The 22,151-nt window shown below is 55.9% G+C and carries 21 protein-coding genes and 2 pseudogenes; 11 read left to right on the top strand and 12 right to left on the bottom strand.

Annotation, left to right across the window (positions count from 1 at the left end; genetic code table 11):
* The first annotated feature begins 29 nt into the window (after positions 1–29).
* Together JJD74_RS21410 and JJD74_RS21405 are read left to right on the top strand one after the other, a co-directional pair.
* Entirely contained in the window at positions 30–758 is a 729-nt protein-coding gene (locus JJD74_RS21410; RefSeq protein ID WP_200616779.1) for a capsule biosynthesis GfcC family protein, read from the top strand.
* Positions 755–2,833 carry a YjbH domain-containing protein gene (locus tag JJD74_RS21405; RefSeq protein WP_200616752.1) on the top strand — a complete coding sequence of 693 codons (2,079 nt, stop codon included), beginning with the start codon at positions 755–757 and terminating at the stop codon, positions 2,831–2,833. Before JJD74_RS21410 ends, JJD74_RS21405 begins: the two co-directional genes overlap by 4 nt.
* An 870-nt stretch (positions 2,834–3,703) precedes the next feature.
* On the opposite strand, the gene JJD74_RS21400 is transcribed toward JJD74_RS21405, so the two are convergent.
* The 3 genes from JJD74_RS21400 to JJD74_RS21390 all read right to left on the bottom strand — a co-directional run bounded on the left by JJD74_RS21400 (position 3,704) and on the right by JJD74_RS21390 (position 7,160).
* On the bottom strand, positions 3,704–5,098 hold the full coding sequence (locus tag JJD74_RS21400) for an undecaprenyl-phosphate glucose phosphotransferase (RefSeq protein WP_042560124.1): 1,395 nt from the start codon (positions 5,096–5,098) through the stop codon (positions 3,704–3,706).
* A 389-nt stretch (positions 5,099–5,487) separates the two neighbouring features.
* Positions 5,488–6,147: a winged helix-turn-helix domain-containing protein gene (locus JJD74_RS21395; RefSeq protein ID WP_115147230.1), complete on the bottom strand. Its 660-nt coding sequence runs from the start codon at positions 6,145–6,147 to the stop codon at positions 5,488–5,490.
* 272 nt (positions 6,148–6,419) lie between these two features.
* Positions 6,420–7,160: a winged helix-turn-helix domain-containing protein gene (locus JJD74_RS21390; protein ID WP_042560122.1), complete on the bottom strand. Its 741-nt coding sequence runs from the start codon at positions 7,158–7,160 to the stop codon at positions 6,420–6,422.
* A 567-nt stretch (positions 7,161–7,727) separates the two neighbouring features.
* Here JJD74_RS21390 and JJD74_RS21385 point away from each other — a divergent pair.
* On the top strand, positions 7,728–8,561 hold the full coding sequence (locus tag JJD74_RS21385) for an undecaprenyl-diphosphate phosphatase (protein WP_200616751.1): 834 nt from the start codon (positions 7,728–7,730) through the stop codon (positions 8,559–8,561).
* Here JJD74_RS21385 and JJD74_RS21380 read toward each other — a convergent pair whose 3' ends face one another.
* The 3 genes from JJD74_RS21380 to JJD74_RS31525 all read right to left on the bottom strand — a co-directional run bounded on the left by JJD74_RS21380 (position 8,562) and on the right by JJD74_RS31525 (position 10,506).
* Entirely contained in the window at positions 8,562–8,933 is a 372-nt protein-coding gene (locus tag JJD74_RS21380) for a DUF2388 domain-containing protein (RefSeq protein WP_115147233.1), read from the bottom strand.
* A 75-nt stretch (positions 8,934–9,008) separates the two neighbouring features.
* Positions 9,009–9,995: a tRNA dihydrouridine(20/20a) synthase DusA gene (gene dusA / locus JJD74_RS21375; protein WP_200616750.1), complete on the bottom strand. Its 987-nt coding sequence runs from the start codon at positions 9,993–9,995 to the stop codon at positions 9,009–9,011.
* Between the two features lie 160 nt (positions 9,996–10,155).
* Complete coding sequence (locus JJD74_RS31525; RefSeq protein ID WP_234451823.1) at positions 10,156–10,506, bottom strand: DUF7079 family protein; 351 nt, start codon at positions 10,504–10,506, stop codon at positions 10,156–10,158.
* 583 nt (positions 10,507–11,089) lie between these two features.
* Between JJD74_RS31525 and JJD74_RS21370 the strand changes: the two genes are divergently transcribed.
* The 4 genes and pseudogenes from JJD74_RS21370 to rimA all read left to right on the top strand — a co-directional run bounded on the left by JJD74_RS21370 (position 11,090) and on the right by rimA (position 14,758).
* A complete protein-coding gene (locus tag JJD74_RS21370) occupies positions 11,090–11,452 on the top strand; it encodes a DUF6124 family protein (protein WP_200616749.1) in 363 nt (120 codons plus the stop codon).
* 454 nt (positions 11,453–11,906) lie between these two features.
* Positions 11,907–12,983 (top strand): annotated as a pseudogene (locus JJD74_RS31520) (methyl-accepting chemotaxis protein); the annotation flags it as partial.
* Complete coding sequence (locus JJD74_RS31515) at positions 12,969–13,841, top strand: methyl-accepting chemotaxis protein (RefSeq protein ID WP_395602944.1); 873 nt, start codon at positions 12,969–12,971, stop codon at positions 13,839–13,841. The pseudogene JJD74_RS31520 and the gene JJD74_RS31515, both read left to right, overlap by 15 nt.
* A gap of 137 nt (positions 13,842–13,978) precedes the next feature.
* Entirely contained in the window at positions 13,979–14,758 is a 780-nt protein-coding gene (rimA, locus tag JJD74_RS21360; RefSeq protein ID WP_042560115.1) for a S6 modification regulatory phosphodiesterase RimA, read from the top strand.
* Positions 14,759–14,764: 6 nt separating this feature from the next.
* Here rimA and pseH read toward each other — a convergent pair whose 3' ends face one another.
* The 5 genes from pseH to JJD74_RS21335 form a co-directional block, all read right to left on the bottom strand.
* The gene (gene pseH / locus JJD74_RS21355) at positions 14,765–15,316 is read right to left on the bottom strand and encodes a UDP-4-amino-4,6-dideoxy-N-acetyl-beta-L-altrosamine N-acetyltransferase (RefSeq protein WP_200616747.1); all 552 of its coding nucleotides are present in this window, start codon (positions 15,314–15,316) and stop codon (positions 14,765–14,767) included.
* A 154-nt stretch (positions 15,317–15,470) separates the two neighbouring features.
* Positions 15,471–15,890 carry a DUF6691 family protein gene (locus tag JJD74_RS21350; protein WP_200616746.1) on the bottom strand — a complete coding sequence of 140 codons (420 nt, stop codon included), beginning with the start codon at positions 15,888–15,890 and terminating at the stop codon, positions 15,471–15,473.
* 2 nt (positions 15,891–15,892) lie between these two features.
* Positions 15,893–16,327 (bottom strand): YeeE/YedE family protein, encoded by a 435-nt coding sequence (locus JJD74_RS21345; protein ID WP_042560112.1) that lies wholly within the window; start codon positions 16,325–16,327, stop codon positions 15,893–15,895.
* Positions 16,328–16,417: 90 nt separating this feature from the next.
* A complete protein-coding gene (locus JJD74_RS21340) occupies positions 16,418–17,203 on the bottom strand; it encodes a transporter substrate-binding domain-containing protein (protein ID WP_042560111.1) in 786 nt (261 codons plus the stop codon).
* A gap of 73 nt (positions 17,204–17,276) precedes the next feature.
* Complete coding sequence (locus JJD74_RS21335; RefSeq protein WP_042560110.1) at positions 17,277–17,918, bottom strand: FMN-dependent NADH-azoreductase; 642 nt, start codon at positions 17,916–17,918, stop codon at positions 17,277–17,279.
* A 102-nt stretch (positions 17,919–18,020) separates the two neighbouring features.
* On the opposite strand from JJD74_RS21335, the gene JJD74_RS21330 reads away from it, so the two are divergent.
* On the top strand, positions 18,021–18,875 hold the full coding sequence (locus tag JJD74_RS21330; RefSeq protein ID WP_115147246.1) for a LysR family transcriptional regulator: 855 nt from the start codon (positions 18,021–18,023) through the stop codon (positions 18,873–18,875).
* Between the two features lie 6 nt (positions 18,876–18,881).
* Here JJD74_RS21330 and JJD74_RS21325 read toward each other — a convergent pair whose 3' ends face one another.
* Positions 18,882–19,364: a hypothetical protein gene (locus tag JJD74_RS21325; RefSeq protein ID WP_200616745.1), complete on the bottom strand. Its 483-nt coding sequence runs from the start codon at positions 19,362–19,364 to the stop codon at positions 18,882–18,884.
* Positions 19,365–19,527: 163 nt separating this feature from the next.
* Here JJD74_RS21325 and JJD74_RS21320 point away from each other — a divergent pair, with 163 nt between their 5' ends.
* The 3 genes and pseudogenes from JJD74_RS21320 to JJD74_RS21310 all read left to right on the top strand — a co-directional run.
* On the top strand, positions 19,528–20,193 hold the full coding sequence (locus tag JJD74_RS21320; protein WP_115147248.1) for a ribonuclease T2: 666 nt from the start codon (positions 19,528–19,530) through the stop codon (positions 20,191–20,193).
* 160 nt (positions 20,194–20,353) lie between these two features.
* Positions 20,354–20,878 carry a hypothetical protein gene (locus JJD74_RS21315; protein WP_200616744.1) on the top strand — a complete coding sequence of 175 codons (525 nt, stop codon included), beginning with the start codon at positions 20,354–20,356 and terminating at the stop codon, positions 20,876–20,878.
* A gap of 168 nt (positions 20,879–21,046) precedes the next feature.
* Positions 21,047–22,151: pseudogene (locus JJD74_RS21310) on the top strand (transposase); the annotation flags it as partial.

The following is a 22,151-nucleotide window of genomic DNA, read 5'->3' as shown; positions in this document are numbered from 1 at the left end:
AGCGTCTTGGCTTTTTTTCAGCGTGTCTGATGGTGATTGCCGGTGTGAGCCAGGCCGCTGTCACGGTGACGGGCGATGTCGCCAATCCCGGGCCGGTCGAACTGCCGGCGGGCGGGCGCTTGCTCGATGTGATCAACGAAGCGGTGCCCAATGCCGAAGGTTATTGGTTGGCGGGGGTGTTGCTGCGCCAGTCATTGCTGGAGGAGCAGACGCGACTCAAGGCTGGCGTGCTGTTTGATCTGGATGTCTTGCAGCGCATGGCGTTGCTCTTTGACATGCCGAGCCGTGTGGCGCTGGCGCAACGGTTGACCGAGCAAGTCCGGCAGATGCCGGTGACTGGCCGGCAGATCGCCGATCTCGATCCGGTCGCGGTGGAAGTCGGCTTCGCGCGCAACATCCGTCTGGACGATGGCGATCGTCTGATCTACCCCAAGCGCATCGACGAAGTGGAAGTGCTCGGTGCTGTCGCCGAGCCTTGCCACTTGCCGTATCAACCGTTGCAGGAGGCTCGCGAATACCTGCAAGGCTGTTCGATCCTGAGCGATGCCGAGGCCGATTACCTGTGGCTGATCCAGCCCAACGGTGTTACGCGGCGCGTCGGTATTGCGCATTGGAATCGCGAGAGCGGGCACATTCCCGTCGCCGGCAGCAAGATTCTGGTGCCGGTCAAAAATGATGATCTTGATCCGCCTCTTCCTGAACTGAATCAGCAGTTGGCCGAATTGATTGCCACGCAATTGGCTGAGGTGGTTCGTTGAATTTTCGTTTTGCAGCTGTTTTTTTATTGCCCGTTGGTCTGGCCCATGCCGAGCCGCGTATTACTCAAAGTGACTTCGGTGGCACGGGCCTGTTGCAGACGCCGACGGCGCGCATGGCCCCGGCCGGCGAGTTGAGCGTCAACGCCAACCGCACCGAGCCTTACAGCCGTTACAGCGTTTCGTTGCAGCCTCTGGATTGGCTCGAAGGCTCGTTTCGCTACACCGCGATCACCAACCGGGCGTACGGCTCCGAGGCCCTCAGCGGCAGCCAAAGCTATAAGGATAAGGCGGTCGACGCCAAAGTCCGGCTGTGGCAGGAAAGCCATTGGCTGCCCGATGTGGCGCTGGGCTTCCGAGATATCGGCGGTACGGGTTTGTTCTCCAGTGAATATTTCGTCGCCAATAAGCGCTACGACAATTTCGATTTCAGCGCCGGCATTGCCTGGGGTTACCTGGGCAATCGCGGCGACATCGACAACCCGCTGGGCTATGTCAGTGATCGCTTCGATACCCGGCCCGCGCTCGAAGGCACCGGTGACGTCAACTCAGGTTCGTACTTTCGCGGTAAACCTTCGTTTTTCGGCGGCGTGAGTTATCAGACGCCATGGGATCGCCTGAGCCTGAAACTCGAATACGAAGGCAACGACTACAAGCACGAGCCGAAGGACAACGTGATCAAGCAGGACTCGCCGATCAACTTCGGCGCGGTGTTCAAGGTCGCGGATTCGGTCGACATCAGTGCGGCGTGGGAGCGCGGTAACACGGCGATGTTCGGCGTGACATTTCACACCAATTTCGTCAGCCGCAAGGCGCCGGCCAAGACCTACGACCCAACCCCCGAACCGCTGCCGGCGAAGATGCCGACCACCTCGATGGAGCGGGTCGACTGGGCTAACGTCTCGCAGCGGTTGCAGCAAAATGCCGGGTACAAAGTCGAGCGCATCACTCAGCGCGATTCCGAGCTGATCGTGTATGGCGAGCAGCAGCGTTATTTTCATTCGTCCAAAGCGGTCGGTCGTGCGAGCCGGGTTCTCGACAACAGCGTCAACGACGACATCAACTGGTTCACCGTGGTCAACAAGCGTTACGACCTGCCACTGGAAGAAACCAGCGTGCCGCGCGAGACCTTTCGTGAAGTGATCAACAACGAGGAGCCGGTGCTGTCGTTGCACCGCACCACCGAAATCAATCCGGCGATGCCGCGCAACGAGAAAACGCTCTACAGCGAAGCGCCGCAGCACTTCAGTTATGGCGTGGGTCTGGGCTTCAAGCAAAACGTCGGCGGCCCTGACGGTTTGCTCTATCAGTTCAGTGCCGACGCGGACGCCGAGTACCGCTTCAACCGCAGCACGTGGTGGAGCGGTTTGCTCAGTGCCAACCTGATCAACAACTTCGACAAATTCACCTACGACGCACCCAGCGGGTTGCCGCGCGTGCGTACGGATTTGCGTCGGTACCTGACCGAGTCGGAAGTGACCATGCCGATGTTCCAGCTGAGCCACACCGAACAGTTGGATAAAGACTTGTACGGCATGGTTTACGGCGGTTATCTGGAGTCGATGTTTGCCGGGGTAGGGGGCGAAGTGCTGTTCCGCCCGACCGGCGAACGCTGGTCGGTGGGCGCGGACCTCAACTACGTGCGCCAGCGTGAATTCGACCAGGGTTTCGGCCTGCGTGATTACTCGGTGGTGACCGGTCATGTCACCGGTTATACCGACTTGCCTTACGACATGCTGGCGGCTGTCAGCGTCGGCCGTTACCTGGCCGGCGACTGGGGCGGCACGATGGACATTTCCCGAGAGTTTTCCAACGGCGTGCGGGTCGGCGCCTGGGCAACGATAACCACGGCCAGTAGCGCCGAGTACGGTGAAGGTAGCTTCGACAAGGGGCTCTATCTGTCGATCCCGTTCGACGAAATGATGAGCATGTCGACCATGCGCCGGGCCAACCTGGTCTGGGCACCGCTGACCCGAGACGGCGGCGCGCGGCTTAATCGTGGTTATCAACTGCACTCGATGACCGATAGCCGCGATGACGATATGTTCTATCGCAACTTTGAGAAGATCACTGAGTAATCACTGATCTTCCGAACATTCAACCCGTGTGGCTGGCTTGCCAGCCGACCCGTTTTTGTCTGAATACACTGAGTTCAAACTGTGGGAGCCAGCCTGCTGGCGATAGCCATATATCAGGCACAGTTGATATTGCGGATGTATCCGAATCCCTGTGGGAGCTGGCTTGCCAGCGAAGGCGTCCGCTTGGTTGATGATGTTTTTGTTGGTTGGGGTACATATCCGTTGCTGTGGTAACGGCTACTTAGGGTTCCGCCCTTACGGCGGGTCACCTTTTCCAAACGCCGAAAAGGTAACCCAAAAGGCTTTGCCCTGACGTCCGGCCCACTCGCTAAAGCTCGGGGTTCCTTCGCTCCGGAATCCATCCGGGGCATCGATTCCGGTTTGCTTCGCTGCACCTCCTTTCGATGTCCTCCCCGGATGAATCCCTGCACTCAGCCTCCCGACGGGCTTTCAAGATCAAGAACCGCACTCGAGCTAACGCTCATTGTGTTGAGTGGTGAGAAGCAAGGGCGGCACATTCAGCACTGATGTTGACTGACTGACCTTGCGCAATCGCTGGCAAGCCATCCCCACAGGGTCATTCGCCGCAGCCCCAAACTCTGATCCACCACAAATCCCCTGTAGGAGCTGCGGAACGCTGCGATCTTTTGATCCTGATCTTTACGATCAAAAGATCGCAGCCTCGTTTCACTCGACAGCTCCTACAGGGTCAGATGTCGAAACCAAAGATCCGATTCATACCCATTCCCCCATGGGCTCTTAGTGAGCCCCGAGTCAGGGTCCATATCCGACTTCGGTCAACCCCAAATCCCAGGCACAAAAAAGGGGACTTTCGTCCCCCTGCGGTCATGCATTGCGTAACGCCAACCCTCAGTAGATATCCTTCGACAACAACGTAAACGGTGTCTTCACCAGGATCTTCAGGTCGAGCCACAGCGACCAGCTGTTGATGTACTGCAGGTCAATCTCGACACGTCGCTGCATCTTGTCGATGGTATCGGTCTCACCCCGGCAGCCACTGATTTGGGCGAGGCCGGTAATGCCTGGCTTAATCCGATGACGCGCCATGTAAGCGAGGATTTTCCCCGAGTAGAAATTGTTGTGCGCGACGGCATGAGGACGTGGGCCGACCAGCGCCATGTGCCCTTGCAGCACGTTGAACAATTGCGGCAGTTCATCCAGCGAAGTGCGGCGGATGAAGCGTCCGACCGGGGTGATGCGCGAATCGTTGCGGCTGGCCTGCTTGACCTCTTTGTCATCGTGCACGCGCATCGAGCGGAATTTCCAGACCTGAATCACCTTGCCATTCCAGCCGTGGCGATCCTGCTTGAAAAACACCGGGCCCGGCGAGTTGATCTTCACGGCCAAGGCAATGATCGCCAGCACCGGACTCAACAGGATGATCGCCAGCAGCGCGACGCTTTTCTCCATCAGGCTTTTACTCAGTGCAGCGGTCGGACGGCTGGTCAGCGGGCTCTCGTTCAGGTAGATCGCCGGCAGGCCGTCCACGACTTTCACCGAATGATTGAGCAGCGTCAGGCTGTTCAAGTCCGGCACCCAGACCACATCCACGTTGGCGCCGAGCAAGTCGACATACATGGCTTCGATTTTCGCCGCTTCCGACAGCGGCAGGGTGATGTACAAACGGCGGATATCGTGGGCTTCGATCAACGCCAGCAGATCTTCCTGGGCGCCGACCACGCGAGGTGCATCCGAGGTAAGCGAAGGCACCTTGCCGTTGCTGATCAACCCCACCAGCGGCAGGTTTTCAATTTGGCTCAGCTTCTTCGCCAGCCCCAGCGCCAACTCACCGGTGCCGACGATCAAGGTCTTGTGCTCGCTTTTACGCGAACGCTGGTAGAACTTCGAAAACGCATGCAGCGGCGCGTACAACAGTGCCTGGCCAAGGAAGCCGTACACCGCCCAACTGAGGATGACCTGTCGGGAAAACAACTCATCGGCTTTGCACACAAACGCGATGAAAGCCAACGCCGCCATGGTCATGGACCAGCCCATGAACAGGCGTCCCAGCCCCGTCAGATAGTTATCCCGTTTACGATAAACGCCGCTGAACGTGTAAGCCGGCACTGATGCCAGTACCGCCAGCGTTGCGCACATCCGGTAGTAGAACGCGACGGTTCCCGTGTGTTGCTCCGCCAATACAAACAGCAGGGCTACGATAAAGCCCTGTGCCAGCGCCCATTGTCCCCAGAAGGTAAGTCCCTTGAGGCCCGTGCTTCGATTGATACTAAGAGAAAGATCCATACGATATCCCCAAAAGACGTCCATTCAGGTTTCAACAGTTGAAAGCCGAGTTGTTAGTCAGATGTATTGTTTTTGTTCTGGTTAGTGTTCTGAGGTAACAACGTCGATATGCCGAACTGTCGTCAGTCAATAGACTAATTTATTGTCGGGAATGGTGTCTGACGAGTTCTAACAAGGTGGCACAATGCCAACTTTTTAATAATTAAATAGTTGGTTGTTAGAAAAGGTCGCAGAGGAGGGGGTGAATAGTTGTTGTTGTATTTGTTACTGTTAGAGGGTGGAGGCAGGGATTTTTATTCTAATCAGGGAGATGGAACCAAACAGAGTGCTCTTGTTGTTTTTGTAATCGCACTGTTATCTGTTTGTGTGTTCGCAGATATTGCCTGTGTTTACGCGACGATGTCCTGGATGAGGCAATAACCGCGATTTCTCACGGCACGGAACAGTCGCTCACCTTGGCTGGCACTTTTGAATTTGTCTTGCAGACGGCTCAGACACATTTCCAGTCCGCGATACTGCTCCGGCTCTCGGCCGATGCTCAGGATCAAGTCATCTCGACTGACCACACGGTCTTCGTGATGCAGCATTTTTCTCACCAGTGCCGTTTCCAGGCCGGTAAGACTGATTTCGATATCGTCTTTGACCAATGCGCCTTGATCATTATCCAGATGCCAGGTTTCGGTACACGGCGTAACGCCTTCATTACCAACAGGCAGTTTGCCGGATTCGCCGGTTATGGCCGGGGCGCTGCGAAAGGGATTGCTTGATTGTGCTGCCCGCCACTCGGATTCGAGTGTGGCCAATATACGCTGGGTGTCATGTTCAATCGTGCGGGCAACGTGCTTTCGGGTGCCGCTTGGGTAAGTGAACTCCATCAGCATGGGAGCGGAAGAGGGCGAAGTAGCACCTTCAATAAACATTTGTGCCTGAGACGTGCCCAGTGAATTGAAGCGCTCGCTCGACAGGATGTTCTCGAGTTCACGTTGCGACGCTGTGCTGTTGGTCACGACAACAAAGTATTTTCTGGGGAGGGTTGTACTAGTTTCCATGTCTCTCTCCTTAACTGCGTACCAAAATTGGCTAAAAGGTGAATCGGCAGGCGAGCAATGACTTCCTTGGAAGTAATCCACAGGCAGGGTCTGGGCCCGAAAATGGCCCTCGATAAGTTCCACTCGTTCTGCTGCTATGTTGTTGAGTTTATTGTTATGTTATTGCGCTCATTTGATCGCTTTTTTATAGGTAGGCGTGAAATAAAACCATAGATATATCGTTGCATCAGACGATCCTTCGTGAGCATGCAAAAGGGATGGCTGCCCGAGACTCAGGCAGTCGATATCAGGCCCCGCATCAAACGATAGCCATAGCCGCGGATGCTCTGAATCGCGTTTGTACCATACACGTCCTTGATTTTTCCACGCAAGCGACTGATGGACTTCTCCAGCGCACGAGGATCGTAGAAATTGGGATTGAGCCCCATGATGTTGGCGATTTCATCATGGCTCAGAATGTGATTATTACTCTGCGCAAACGCTTCAAGGATTTTCATCTCGGCAAACGAGATGTCCAGGCGTTTATTTGTGCTCAGCAGACAGATCCGAGTTGGATCAAGTGTCAGTTTGATGTCTCTTTGCCATTCTTCACTGCTGAAGAATTCTCCTAACGACTCGGCGCTATCGTCGGAAAGGGTGTTGATTTTGATACAGAAGTCGGCACCGGCAAGGTAGTACTTGATCTTGTTGAAAGCACCGCGGCCAGTGATAACGGCACAAATGAGCGGCTTAAAGTTGTCTTTGCGCAGGTTCTCGACCAGTGCAAGATTGTCTTCGAGTGCTTGTGGGCTGTCGATGACAATGAAGATTGCTCGATACAATGCAGAATCTTCATTCTGCATATAGGCATCAGTGTACGAGTTGGCTTCAAGCGCCACATCGGTTCGCACAAGCTTTGCGAGTAGCGCACTAAAATGCTCCGCCACGCCACGGGTTCGACCCAAAGTGAGTACACCTGGTTCGTCGATTGTCGGGCGCGGACTTCTAGTCGCCAAGTTCCCTGAGAGCATCATGCATTGACTCGAAATTAGGTGCTGACATCAGGATGTTAAAGCACAGGTTCTCATCTGTGACTGACAATTGGTAACATTTACGCCGTTTTTAGACGTAGCTCCCGAGTTTTCTAACAATAAATAAGCTTTTCAAGCTTTTAGTTGATTTTCTCGGCTTCGTGAACTAGTGAGTATGTGGTGGCAATATGAAATTGTGCCACTATTTTGAACTCATGACGACATCTTTGTTTATGTCCATTGGCCACTGTATAGCCAGCCTTCAATATGTGAGGCAGGTCACACTTTATTGGCGCAATGAAATTTTTCCTACTAAGTGCCTAAATAATTTCACATTAGTTCGTACGCGGACGTTTATTAACATGGCTTGAGTGTGTCTTTTGATAAGACGTAATCTCCTCGGCCAACAAGAGCAAAGATCGCAGCCTTCGGCAGCGCCTACATTTGGAAAGCATTCACCTGTAGGAGCTGCCGAAGGCTGCGATCTTTTGATCTTTGTATTATTTCAGATACTCAATCCCTGAGTGTTATCGACCAGTCGCTCACCAAGAGCGCTCTGACGGAGGATTAATGGATTTCTGGACCTTTTTCCAGGTGTTGATTTTGGGTGCAGTAGAAGGCCTCACCGAATTCTTGCCGATCTCCAGTACTGGCCACCAGATTATCGTTGCCGACTTGCTGGAGTTTGGCGGTGAACGCGCCATGGCGTTCAACATCATTATTCAACTGGGTGCCATTCTTGCCGTGGTCTGGGAATTCCGGCCGAAGATCATCGAAATCGTCAAAGGCTTGCCGACCGAGCGCAATGCGCAACGATTCACCCTCAACCTGTTGATCGCCTTTCTGCCGGCCGTGGTTCTGGGTGTTCTCTTCGCTGACGCCATTCATCACTACTTGTTTAACCCGATCACAGTCGCCGTCGCTTTGGTTGTCGGCGGTATCGTGATGTTGTGGGCCGAACAGCGCAGCCATGTGATTCGCGTCGAGCATGTCGATGACATGCGCTGGTCTGACGCGCTTAAGGTCGGTTTCGTACAGTGTCTGGCGATGATTCCCGGCACCTCGCGTTCCGGATCTACCATCATCGGCGGCCTGCTGTTCGGTCTGTCGCGCAAAGCCGCCACCGAGTTCTCGTTTTTCCTGGCCATGCCCACCATGGTCGGTGCCGCCGTGTACTCAGGCTACAAATACCGCGACCTGTTCCAGCCAAGCGACCTGCCGGTCTTCGCCTTGGGCTTCGTCACCGCATTCATCTTCGCCATGATCGCCGTGCGCGGCTTGCTCAAGTTCATCGCCAACCATAGCTATGCCGCGTTCGCCTGGTATCGGATCGCGTTTGGCTTGTTGATTCTGGCCACTTGGATGTTTGGCTGGGTGAACTGGACGGCGGCTGCGGCGGGCTGATTACTGGCTGCTGATCAGCGCGGCGACGGCGAGATCGTTTAATTCGCTGTCGGGGGATTCCCGACGAAAACGCTGCAAGGCCGAAGTGAAATACGCGGCTTGCAGCATGCCGTCGCTGGCGAGGAAATAGCGCGCGTCTTCCTGCTCCTCGGCGGAGTAAACACGTTTGAAGTTTTCGGTCGTATTATTCGTCGCAGAAAAAGGTGTGAGAAACAGCACAAGGATGGAGAAACCGGAAAATTGCGTGGCCTGCCACGGCGTATCGGTGCTCCCCATGCAGAACCCGTCGCAATGTGCATAAACATTCGAGGTGAAGCTAAACAAGGCGAGCAGGCAGTAACGCTTCAAGCGAGAAAAAATAAACGCGGGCATAAACAAAAGACATCCTGTCAGTACAACAACACTCCGGGCAACGCTCATTCGTTGCCCACACATACAACGCGTCGATCAACGACCCGCCAATAACTCCGCCGCCTGATCCAGCAACGCCAACGGATCCTTGGCCTTGTGAATATCCACCGACAACAGTTGCCGAAACTTGCGCGCCCCCGGAAACCCGGTGCCCAGGCCCAGCACATGGCGCGTGATGTGGTGCATCGCCCCGCCGGCCAGCAAATGCTCGGCTATATAAGGTCGCAACTGCGCCAATGCTTCCGCACGGCTGATCACCGGCGCCGAACTGCCGAACAACTGCTGATCCACCTCCGCCAGCAGATACGGATTGTGATAAGCCTCACGCCCCAGCATCACACCGTCAAAGGTCTGCAAATGCTCATGGCAGGCCTCCATCGTCTTGATCCCGCCGTTCAACACAAACTCCAACTCCGGAAAATCCGCCTTCAACCGCGCCGCGACGTCATAGCGCAATGGCGGAATGTCGCGATTCTCCTTCGGCGACAAGCCCTCCAGAATCGCAATCCGCGCATGCACCGTAAAACTGGTACACCCGGCATCCCGCACCGTCCCGACGAAATCACACAGCTCCTCGTAACTGTCCCGCCCATTAATCCCGATCCGATGCTTGACCGTCACCGGAATCGACACCGCATCTCGCATCGCCTTCACACAATCCGCCACCAACTGCGGATGACCCATCAGGCACGCGCCGATCATGTTGTTCTGCACGCGATCGCTCGGGCAACCGACGTTGAGATTCACCTCGTCGTAACCGTGCTCCTGCGCCATGCGAGCGCAAGCGGCCAGATCGAGTGGCACGCTACCGCCCAACTGCAAGGCCAACGGGTGTTCGGCTTCGTTGTGACGGAGGAAACGTTCGTGATCGCCGTTTAGCAGCGCGCCGGTGGTGACCATCTCGGTGTAGAGGAGGGCGTTCTTCGACAGGAGGCGTAGGAAGAAACGGCAATGGCGGTCAGTCCAATCCATCATCGGGGCGACGGAGAAGCGGCGGGAGAGTGGGGCGGGTTGTAGAGGCATTGGGGGAATCTGGATCAGAGGGGCGAAGGTGGGGGAGTTTATCAGGAATGGGGTGGGCAGAGCCTTACGCACTTTGATCGATGTGGCCTTGCTTGGTGGTGACACGCCGACGCTGGTCGGCCGAGTATCGTGATTTGCACCAGATCGTGCCTAAAACAGCTCATTTTCGATAGTGAGCGGAGATATCTCTCCAAATGTATTTGTATCGGAACTCAAGCCAACGGATTAACAGTTTGTCTCTCTGACGTCGAAAGCGACTACTTGCTCGGGCTTCCAACATTTGCGCGATGTCAGAATTTAATTGTTCTGGGTCAAACAAAGACCAGATGATTGGAATCACGCAGTCAAAATTCGTGTAGCAGACAGGTGCGACTTCCTCGTAGAGCATCCGTTTTATTTCTAGCGGGTCGTAATCTTCGGTCCGTCGGGCGATAGATTTGTAGTCCACCTCATTGTCGACGAACGTATCGGACAATGCCCAGTAGATGTCATATCGATCTTTTGCAGTCATTGTGCGATTCAAATTAGCGTTGGTCGTTTTCATCGCGAAAAGGCCGTCAGCGACTTTGACTCTTGGTCGTACATGAGGGGCTGGGGTTTCAATGTGATACGCGCGGCTGGCTTTGCCATGTTTGACTCCCTGTCATCGAATTAACCGCTGCCGACTGTATCAGACTTGCTTTCGTCAGTGACGGGCGACAATGCACGCGTCATTTTTCGTCAATTTAAACAGAAATGCTTGCTCTTGTTTAAATGAATCACGCTGGCACAACCCGAGCCCTACACCACCTTGCGCCACCCCCTACACGTAAGACAGAATCCGCCGGCTTGTACGTCTAGCACGCAGGTTCTATCGTCCCAATGTCACTGAAAACCAGTGATCGGGTTTGGTAGCCCGCTTCGTGTCTAGATGCATGCGTCACCTTGTTCAGTCGCTTTCCCAGGACTCGGATTTCATGGTGGTCATGCGTGGGGCCCATTCGTGGGCGCCGGGTTCTAGTGCGACCGGTCTACCAACCCGCGTATGGCCGCCACCCATCGTTTGGTAGCGTGGGTGATGGCTTCTTTTAGTAATCGCGCTAGAGGTTCCATCTATGTTCAAACCATCACCCAACCCGCCAGAAACCGATCCCGCATCCCCCTACGAATCCCCCAATTCCAAAAAACTCCACGAAGCCGCCGAGCGTGCGCTCGATCACTACCTCCTTCCCGCCAGCCAGATCATGGCCAGCACCGACGAGCCCGAACGCATGTACCTCGCCAATCCGAAGTACGACATGGAATCCCTGTTGGCCAATGCCTGCGAAACTCTGGGTTCTGCCTCCGAGATGCTCAACAACTTTGCCGCGACGCTGGATAACTCGCGCCGCAAATCTGCGCTTGGCATTGCGCAGGTGGTGATGTTGGCGGAGTTGGCGGTGAATCAGGCGTTGGATAAGGTTGAAATCAAGCCGTAAACCAGTGTCCCTCTGCGGCATGCGGCACGCCGTTGCTGCAGAGGGGCGGGGTTCTGATTTGGAATTTTCAGCGTCTTTTTGCGCCAGTAGCGATGTGCCACAATTCGTGATGGCAATGCGTCATCATGCCGAGCTAAAAGTCCACTTCCTGTACAAAAATAAAAAGTTGTACAAGTTTTCCTAAAGTTTATAGCATCCCTTCCAGATACTTTGCTGAATCGATAAATCTTGCGTGCAGACGCCCTGTTTGCGACGTGATGGTTTGTCTGCCGATGCTCGCGTCGGGTTTCTCTTTGACGCATCAACAGCATCGCATTTTGCATTTCCGGGACAGCTGGAGCGTCCCGTATTACGCCTTGGATGACGACCCCCCGAATGTCTGGACGGTGACCGCGGTTGCCAAAGATCTATTTTTTGTGCCCGGCGTTTCGCGTCAGGGCGTTTGAGGCTGAATATGGCAGTAGCATCGAATTTCCTGGGTGACATCAAAGTTTCCCGCAAGCTGGGAACCGGTTTTGGCATTCTGTTGCTGGCTGTTTTGGCGGTTGCCTTCATTGGCTATAACAGCAACAGCGTGCTGGTTGATCGCTTGAGTACGACGCGTCTGATTGGCACGTTGAATGACGCTACGCAAGATATGCGTCTGTCCGAGAAACAGTACGAAGCCGCCGCTGACGCCGCTTTCGCCGACTCTTATCACGCGCAGCTGAATGTCTTGCAGGGCCTTGTGAGCAAGGCCTTGGAAACGTTGACGCGTGCTGAAAACCAGCAAGCCTTGAAGGCGTTGCAAGCCACGATTGTTACCTATGACCAGAAGGTAAAGCGCCTGATCGATGCCGATAAGTCGACGACGGATGCCCTGAAACCGTTGGGTGCGCTGTCGGACAAGTACGCGCAGACCTTTGGCGACATGCTTGAAAGCACTACGATCGGTGCCTTGGCGTCCGCCGATGGCGAACGCGTGCGGGAGCTGCGCACGGTGGCCGATTTGCGCTACGGCATGACCACGTTTCGCCTGATGTTGCGCCGTTACATTGCGGTGCCTAACGACGCGAACAAAAAAGTGCTGATGGACACCATCGACACGTTCCTGAGCGATATCACCAAAGCGCGTTCCAGCCTGCCGGCGACCCTGTCGAGTCAACTGGAAGAAGCGCACGCGGGCATCCGTCGTTATCGCGAAGTATTGATGGAAGTGGCCGGGCTGTTTGAGCAGAAGCAGAACATGCGCGAGCAGGTCGACCAGGAAAGCAAGGCGATGGACAAGATCATGACTGGCCTGATGGACACCCAGCAGCGCCTGGCGCGGGAAGATCAGCGCTCGGCCTTTGTTCAGATGGCCGTATTGACCGTGTTGGCGCTGGTGATCGGACTGTTTGCTTCGGTGGTCATCTCGCGCCAGATCACTTCGCCGCTGGCGCTGACGGTTGATCTGGCTCGGCGTATTGCCAAAGGCGATCTGACGGTACAGGCCAAATCAAACCGCAAAGATGAGTTGGGCGATCTGCAAAATGCGATGCAGGACATGGCGCAGAACCTGAACACGCTGGTTCAAGGTATCGGCAATGGCGTCACGCATATTTCCACTTCTGCGGAAAAACTCTCGGCCATGAGCGAGCAGACCAGCGCGGGTGTGCGTCAGCAGAAAAGTGAAGTGGATCAAGTCGCCACGGCGATGCATGAAATGGCCTCGACCGTGCAGGAAGTTGCGCGTAACACGACCGATGCGTCCGCTGCCGCGACCTTGGCCGATCAACAGGCGCGTCACGGCAGTACGGTGGTGAAGCAGGCGACGGCGCAGATCAGTGAGCTCGCGGTGGCCATTGAAGAGTTGGGCGGTGCGATGAACGTGCTGTCTCAGGACAGTGAGCAGATCGGCAAAGTGATCGATGTGATCAAAGCCGTTGCGGAGCAGACCAATCTGCTCGCGTTGAACGCCGCTATCGAAGCGGCGCGAGCGGGGGAGCAGGGTCGTGGTTTCGCCGTGGTGGCAGACGAAGTGCGTTCGTTGGCCCAGCGGACACAGGACTCGACCAAGGAAATCGAAGCGCTGATCGTCACCCTGCAACAGGGCACGCAAGCGGCTTCTGCGCTGATGGCTTCCAGCCGCGAGCGCACTCTCGATACGGTGGAGTTGGCGCAGAAAGCCGAGTTGGCGATTACCGAGATCAATCAGTCCATCGGCACGATCCAGGAAATGAGCTTGCAGATCTCGGCCGCGGCCGAGCAGCAAAGTGCAGTGGCCGACGAGATCAATCGCAGCATCGTCAGCGTGCGTGATGTGGCCGACCAGTCGGCGGTTGCCAGCGAAGAGAGTGCGGCCGCAACGATTGAGCTGGCGTCGCTGGGACAGGACCTGCAGCGAATGACCGCGCATTTCCGCACCTGATTCGGTGAACGATGAGCCCACGGCACCTTCAAAATATTCAGGCGCCGTTGGGCTGCAGTTATGGCTGGTCAGCACATAACCTGAGCAGCTGTTTATTTATCACCATGGAGGGTTACAACCCGTTATCAGAGGGTGTCATGACCGACTTTTCAAAATCATCCGCCTCGCCCGGAGGCTGCCAGGGCTGTAAAAACAAAGGCGCGCCGGATATGAATTTCGCCTTCGCGTTCCAGCCCATAGTGGATCTGCGCGATCAAACGACTTTTGCCCATGAAGCCTTGGTTCGCGGCGTGAATGGTGAGGGCGCCTTGTCAGTCCTGGAGCAGGTGGACGATCAAAACCGTTATCGATTCGATCAACTGTGTCGAGTTCGGGCGATTTCCACGGCGGCTCAGTTAGGGATGACCGAGTACCTGTCGATCAACTTTTTGCCGAATGCCGTTTACCGTCCGGAACTGTGCATTCGCAGCACACTTGAAGCAGCGCGCGCTCACGGGTTTCCGCTAGATCGCTTGATCTTCGAAGCGGTTGAGGGCGAGTACGTTGAAAAGAACAGCCACCTGACGAATATCTTGCGTGAGTACCGCGAGTTTGGTTTCAAGACAGCGATCGATGACTTTGGCGCAGGCTATTCCGGTCTTAACCTGTTGGCAGATTTTCAGCCGGATTTGATCAAGCTGGATATGGCGCTGGTCCGCGATATTCACCTTGACCGTGTACGCCAGACCATTGTGCGTAACGTCGTGAACATGTGCAGAGAGTTGGGCGTGGAGGTGATCGCCGAGGGCATAGAAGATGCCCAGGAAAGAGACTTTCTCGCCGATTGCGGCATTTATCTGATGCAGGGTTATTGGTTCGCCAAACCTGCTTTCAAATCGCTGGCGCAGATCCCCACGGGTGCGTGGCTGAAGAGATGACCTCTCTCAGCTCGCACTGAGCCGCTCGATTACGGGGGCCAGTGCCGGACGTTTGCTGAGCCATTCTTCCTTGGTAATCCCCAACAGAACGACGTCAATCCGAACCCCATCCTTCACCACGTTCTGCCGCCTCACACCTTCAATCTCAAACCCAAACTTCTGATGCATCTTCACCACCGCCGAATTCATCGCCAGCACTTCGCAATTCAGCTTCTCCAACCCCGCCACATCAAATGCGTAATCAAGCATCCAGAATTCGACCACGCTGCCCAAGCCCTTACCCTGCAAACCGAGGTCCAGATAAAACGCCCAATCCGCCGTCTTGTGCAGTTGGTTAATCGCATTCAGCGAAACAACCCCGACCGCCTGTTCATCCTTGATCACCACAAACACTTGCTGCCGTGGATTGCCCTGCAAAGAGGCCAGCCAGTTGGCATGTTCCTGTTCGGTGATTTCGTGGGAGGTGTACATGAATTTGCGCACGTCTTCCTGGTTGCGCAGGGTGCGGACATGGGCCTGGAGGGCGGGGCTCGCGTCGGTGAGGGGGAGGAATTGCATGGGGATGTCCTTGTCTGGCAGGTGAGCGATTCTGAACCGGCGCTGTCGATCAGGGAAGTTGCATGTCGCCGCATGCGGTGCAGTATCGGCAGCAGTCTCAATCAGTACAGCTTCGGCATTTTGCACGATAACTGGCTATGCGATTGATCGAGAGTCAGGCGTTGCGTCGGGCTTCCAGTACGCTAAACAGCAACATGCCCGCCAACATCGCCAGGACGAACACGATCACTTGCCAATGGCCTGTCAGCAGGATGGTCACTGCCGGTCCGGGGCAGATACCGGCAATTCCCCAGCCAACGCCGAACAGTAGACTGCCGCCAATCAATCGTCGGTCGAGTTCCCGTTTGACGGGTAACTGCATGGGGTTTCCCAGCAGGGATCGGGATTGCCGACGGGCCCAGGTCAAGGGGCCGATGGCGACGGCAATTGCCCCCACCATGACCAATGCCAGAGAGGGATCCCAAGCACCGGCCAAATCCAGAAATGCCAGTACTTTTTCCGGGTTGGCCATGCCCGCCAGAAGCAGACCCAGGCCGAAAAGCAGGCCAGCAATGAAAGCGTTCAGCTTGATCATGTTCATGCTCCCAGCAGATGGCGCAGGACAAACACCGTCATGAACCCACTGAACATGAAACAAGCAGTGGCAGCCATTGAACGCGGTGAAAGGCGCGATATGCCGCAAACCCCATGACCACTCGTGCAACCTGAACCGTATCGTGTGCCAATGCCGACCAACAGCCCGGCGACGATCAGCCCCAACCAGCCACTTTGGAATTCGATGCGCGGCAACGTGGTGAACAATCCCCAAAGCACTGGCGCGACGAGCAGGCCTAGGAGAAACAGTGCTTTCTCACTTGTCCCTTCACGGCTGCGTTGCAGCAGACTGCCGATCAGGCCGCTTATTCCCGCGATTCGACCATTGCCGACAACCAACAGGCTGGCCGCCAGGCCAATCAGTGCGCCACCGGCAAGGGATGACCACGGAGTGAAGTTGAGCCAGTCGACATGCATGGGGCACCTCGGGTACTGAAAGTGTGAATTTTGGGCAGATGGAGAGGTGATTAATCCACTCTCTCCACAGTTAGTGCCAATCCCGCCTGCTTACTGCGGAACCGCCAGCCACTCGCCAATGACCTTCTGATATTTGCCGGTTACTTTGCTCAAGTGCAACCACTGATCAACGTACAGCTTCCAGCTGATGTCATCACGCGGCAGCAGGTAGGCCTTTTCCCCGTACTGCATGAACTGCTGCGGATTGACCGCGCACAACCCCGGTTTCAACTTCTGCTGATACAGCGCTTCCGAGGCGTCGGTGATCATCACGTCGGCCTTGTTGTCGAGCAGTTGCTGGAAGATCGTCACATTGTCGTGCAGGGCCAGTTGCGCTTTTGGCAGGAAGGCGTGGACGAAGGCTTCGTTGGTGCCGCCGGCCGGTTCAACCAGGCGCACGTTGGGCTGGTTGATCTGCTCGACAGTCTGGTACCTGGATTGATCGGCGCAGCGCACCAGCGGGATCTTGCCGTCGACGTCGAGGGTGTTGCTGAAGAAGGCCTTTTTCTGCCGCTCCAGCGTCACCGAAATGCCGCCCATGCCGATGTCACATTTGCCGGCCTGCATGTCTGGCATCAGGGTTTTCCAGGTGGTCTGCACCCATTCGACCTTGACCCCGAGGCTGTCGGCCAGCGAGCGCGCCATGCTGATGTCTATGCCCTCGAAATCACCGTCGGTGCGTTTGAAGGTGTAGGGCTTGTAGTCGCCGGTGGTGCAGACGCGCAGTTGGCCTTGTTGCTGGATGGTGTCGAGGTGCGAAGTGGCTTCCTCGGCTTGGACGCTGGTGCCGAGTGTCAGTAGGCCGCAGAAGATCATCGTGCTTTTTAGTGTTGTCATTGTGATCGGGCTTATGCAGGGAAGGGTTGCTCAGTGTAGTGAATGCCTTTCCCGGGTGTCATCCCGATGACGTTCAGCGAGTGAGTCGGTCGGCCAGATCCCGTGCCTGTTGCGAGGCGACAAGGCGCGAATCGCGATCCATTTCTTCACCGAGAATCGTCTTCTCGACGATCAGCGCGTGTACATCAGTGATACCGATAAATTCGAGCCACGCTTCAATGTACGGTTTCTGAAAGTCGAAACGCTCGGCGGGCGTGGTGGATTGCGCGGAGAAATCCAGGCCGCGCGCATAGGCGACCACGGCGGTTTTGCCTCGCAGCAAACCTTGCGGGCCACGCTCGGGATCGAAGCTGAAGAGGATGTCTTTCTGCGACACCAGGTCGATGTAGTGCTTGAGTTTGTAGGGGATGCTGTAATTCCACAGCGGCACCGACATCACAAGCATGTCAGCGCGGTGCAGGTGTGCGGCGAGTTTTTCAAGTTCTTCCCAGGCCGATTGCTGAGCCGGTGTCCGTGGCTTGCCGCTGAGGCCGGCGTATTTGGCGTTCATTGCCTCTTCATCGAACTCCGGAAGTTGCAGGCCCCACAGATCCAGCGTTTCGACTTGGGTGTGCGGGTTGTGTTGCTGATGGCGCTCGATGAAGTTGCGGGCGACTTCCAGGGAGGCGGAGCGTTGTTTGCGCGGTGAACATTCGATGTGAAGAAGGGTGGTCACGGTAGAGCCTCGGCATGCGATGAGAGAGTGCGAGGCATTGCAACATAGCTGGATTCAAACTATAAATCGTAAATATTCAAGTCATTGATCACGTATCTCACTATGTTTGACGCTCTCCTACTCAGGACTTTTGTCACCGTCGTCGATGAAGACGGTTTCAGCCGCGCCGCCGAAAAATTGCATCTGACTCAGTCGGCGGTCAGTGGTCATCTGCGCCGGCTAGAGGAGCAGATCGGCAAACCCTTGCTCAAACGCACCACACGGTCCCAGCAACTGACGCCGGATGGCGAACGACTGATCGCCTATGCGCGGACGATTCTGGCGTTGAACCGCGATGCCTGGGCGCAGCTGACGCGCACGCCGTTCGCGGGGCGCGTGCGGATCGGCGTGTCGGAGGATTTTGTTGAGGCGCGTCTATTGCGAGCTTTGCAGGATTGCGCGGCGCAGCATCCGGGGATGGAGATCGACGTCCAGGTCAATATTCCCGGCACGTTGCTCGGCCTGATGAAACAGGGCGAGTTGGAACTGGTGATTGGATCGCTCTGCGAGACCGGGGCCTCCGGACTTTTGCTTTGGCAGGAACCGTTGGTGTGGGCGTGGTCGGCGCAACCGCTTGTGCATCTGCCGTCACCGTTGCCGCTGGCGCTATTCCCCGAGCCGTGTCCGTATCGCGAAGCCGCATTGACCCGACTGGCGCAGGCCGGCATTGCCCAGCGCACCGCGATGCTGTGCACCAGCACCGCCGCTTTGCGCGCGGCGGCGTTGTCCGGGTTTGCCGTCTCGCCGATGGCAGCCAGTCAGCTCGGTCCGGGGCTCGCCGCGTTGGGGCCCGAACTGGGGTTGCCGCTGTTGCCGGATGTGCAATTTCGTTTGTTTACAGCCTCGCACGCCGATCCGCAGATGATCGCCGCTGTTTCGCAGGTGATCGTCGATTTCTGCTCGGCGCGCAGGCAGTAATCTTTCCTACAGCGCGAGTCCTTCCTGCACCACCGACAACAGGTTGTTCTCCGTCAGCGCGATGGCATCCAGCTGTTGCCCGGTTTCAACGGTTTGCATCCACCAGTGGCTTTCGTGATGTTCATCGACGGTGCGCAGCAGATAGGTGTTTCTGTCCGGCAGGGTGATTTGCACGCGTCCGGCGCCGTCTTCGGTAAATCGTGCGATGGGATCAAAGGTCAGGGTTTGGTTATTCGCTTCGATCACCAACTGATCGATAGCGTAATCGTGGGATTCGCCGTCCGGAGAGGTTTCGCAGATATGCGTAGGATTGCGCCGAATTTTCAGGCCGACTTCGGTCACCGGTTGCAGCCAGGTTTCGATGCGGTGGTACAGGGCATACACCTGCGCGGGCCAGCAATCGATCTCCAGTTCGGCGCAGGTGATGTCGTCCGCGTGGCTATGCCGGGTTTGCTTGAGCTTCGCGGCGAGTTCGTCTGCTTTACTCATTTCGGTTCCCTGTTTGTGGTGTCTGCTTATTAATCGTAGACCTTTCAACGGCGTACAACGTTGCCGTGCGTCATGCGCTTGCAACACAAGCGTGTCCAAATCTGCGCTGACCAGTCTGGTCAGGTTAGAAACCACGGACGCAGGCGTCCCAAGGAGCGGGTACATGAAAAAGCTGTTTACAATTTTGGCAGTGATTGCGCTGACGGCCGGTAGCATCGGCCTGAGTTCGGCGCGCCAATCGCAGTCGAGCAAGGCGCAAGCGGAGTCGGTGGCGGGGGTGTTCGATTATTACCTGCTGACGCTGTCCTGGTCGCCGACCTTCTGTTTGACACACAAGGACGACGTGCAGTGTTCCGGCAAGGGTTATGGCTTTGTCCTGCACGGCTTGTGGCCGCAATACGCCAAGGGCGGCTGGCCGCAATCCTGTCCGCCGCTGACCACACTGTCGGCCGCGGAAAGCAACAAAGGCATGACGTTGTTCCCGACCAAAAAACTCCTCGATCACGAATGGTCCAAGCACGGCACTTGCAGCGGCCTCGGTGCAATGGGGTACCTGGATGCGGCGGATAAAGCGGTTGGCACGGTGAAAATTCCCCAGGAGTTGCAACCGTTCAGTACGTCGTATTACTTCGAGGCGCAGGAAATTTCCGACTTGTTTCGCAAGGCCAATCCGGGGATTCCCGCTGATGGCATCGCGGTGATTTGCAGTGGCCCGGAGTTGTCGGAAGTGCGCGTGTGCATGGGCAAGGATCTGCAGTTTGGCGCGTGCGGCAAGGGTGTGAAGACTCAGTGCCGCGCGGGGGATATTCGGGTGCCTCCGGCGCGGTGATGTGATCGCCATTTGCTCATCAAATGCAGGCGCCAAAATGGGCGCCTGCAGACGTAGACGCTAATCATGCAAATGCATTGGGGCTGTTTACCGCCCATATAGCCGGGGCCAAATCTGCAAGTGACTTGCTGTTTGACTCAATCATGAAGGAGTTTTCGTGATGTATAAGTTGTTCCTTTGTGTGGTTCTAGCTATTTGTTCCGGGTGTGCAAAAGACCATTTACAGCCTCCAGCAAATTTGATTTTTGTATCTGTAGAAAGAGAACGATCTCTTTTATACGTAATCAGGTATCAGTCGGATGTTGACGTTCTGGACCTTTTTGGCCGAGGAGAAAGGCAGGGAATGATCTCAGGCACGCTTAGGTGTGCTTTGGCAGATGACCACGACTTTTCGGTTGGTAAAGCCATACGATTTTCTGCAATCGGCTTGATCAGGTCTGAAAAAAATCAAGCTAACGAGACAAAATTCTCGTATCTCACCCCTGCGTTTATCACTGAAACCTCTGACAACCGTAGCTCGGAAAGAGACTTGTCAGTAGCAGAAATGAACCAACTTCTTTCCAACAAACAACAAATCCCCTGCAAAGTCGTCGTCACCGCCTACGGCTATAAACCCTATTATTCAAACACCATGCACATTCCCGTCGCGGACTTGCTCCGGGAAATCAACAAACCTCGCTCATAAAACCGGGGGGCTGGCAAATCCCCCTGTACCCCTCGGCTCATTCGCCTGAGCAAAAATAATTTCGACCCACGGCAGTCATCCAATCGCGCATTGCCCCCGGTGTCAGGATAGTTGTCGCCTCTCCGATTTTTCCTAAAAAAGCATATCGGGGGCGGAAAGAGACTGGTCGTGCCGTACTATTCACCTGAACGCAGAGCCGCATTACTTAAAATGCTGCTTCCCCCGCTGAACCTGTCGATGGCCGAGGTTTCCCGGCGCGAAGGGGTCAGCGAAATGTCTTTGTCCAACTGGCGCAAGCAGCTCAGTTCTGAAGGAAATGCAGTGTCCGAAAACAAGCCGTTGACCGAGAACTGGTCAGCCGAAACCAAGTTTGCTGTCGTGCTTGAAGCCGCCGGTTTGTCCGAGATCGACCTCGGCGAGTATTGCCGCCGCAAAGGTCTTTACCCCGAACAAATCACGGCTTGGCGACAAGCTTTTATCACCGGCCAGAAATCGACAAAGGCTCAGCAAAAAGAAGATCGCGAGCAATCTCGCAAGGACAAGAAACGCATCCAGGAACTTGAGCGCGAACTGCGCCGCAAAGACAAGGCGCTCGCTGAAACAGCCGCGTTGTTGGTGCTGCGAAAAAAGCTCAACGACTACTGGGGGACGAACGACAACGAGGACAACTAACATCTTTGCCAGAGCGCCAGTTAATCGTTGCCTGGCTGGGTAGCGCGGTGGCGGCAGGAGCCAGAAAAATCAGGGCGTGCCAGGAAATCGGTCTATCGCTGCGGACTTTGCAACGTTGGACTGAAACAGAGGTTATCCAGGCCGATGCCCGAACGATTGTCACACGGCCAACACCGCGAAATGCACTGAGCGAAGTCGAGCGTCAGACCATTGTGACGCTGTGTAACAGCCCGGAGTACGCCCACTTGCCGCCGAGCCAGATCGTGCCGCGGCTGGCCGATCAAGGGCGTTATGTGGCGTCGGAGGCGACGTTTTATCGCGTTCTACGTGCGGCAGGCCAACAACAACATCGAGGCCGCAGCCAGCGGCCCAGAAGGCACGCAGCACCGACAACGCATGCGGCCAAAGCGCCCAATCAGGTGTGGTCGTGGGACATCACGTATCTGCCCTCGCCGATACGCGGAAAGTATTACTACCTCTATCTGATCGAGGATATTTACAGCCGCAAGGCCGTGGGCTGGGAGGTCTACGACGCGGAAAGCGGTGAAAAAGCCGCCGCGCTGCTGCAACGCAGCGTGATCGGTGAGCAGTGTTTACACGA

The sequence above is a fragment of the Pseudomonas sp. MF6776 genome, from assembly GCF_016613125.1.
Classification (GTDB): domain Bacteria; phylum Pseudomonadota; class Gammaproteobacteria; order Pseudomonadales; family Pseudomonadaceae; genus Aquipseudomonas; species Aquipseudomonas iridis.
The sequence above is the reverse complement of the archived record's forward strand: the minus strand, read 5'-3'. Positions and strand labels throughout refer to the sequence as shown.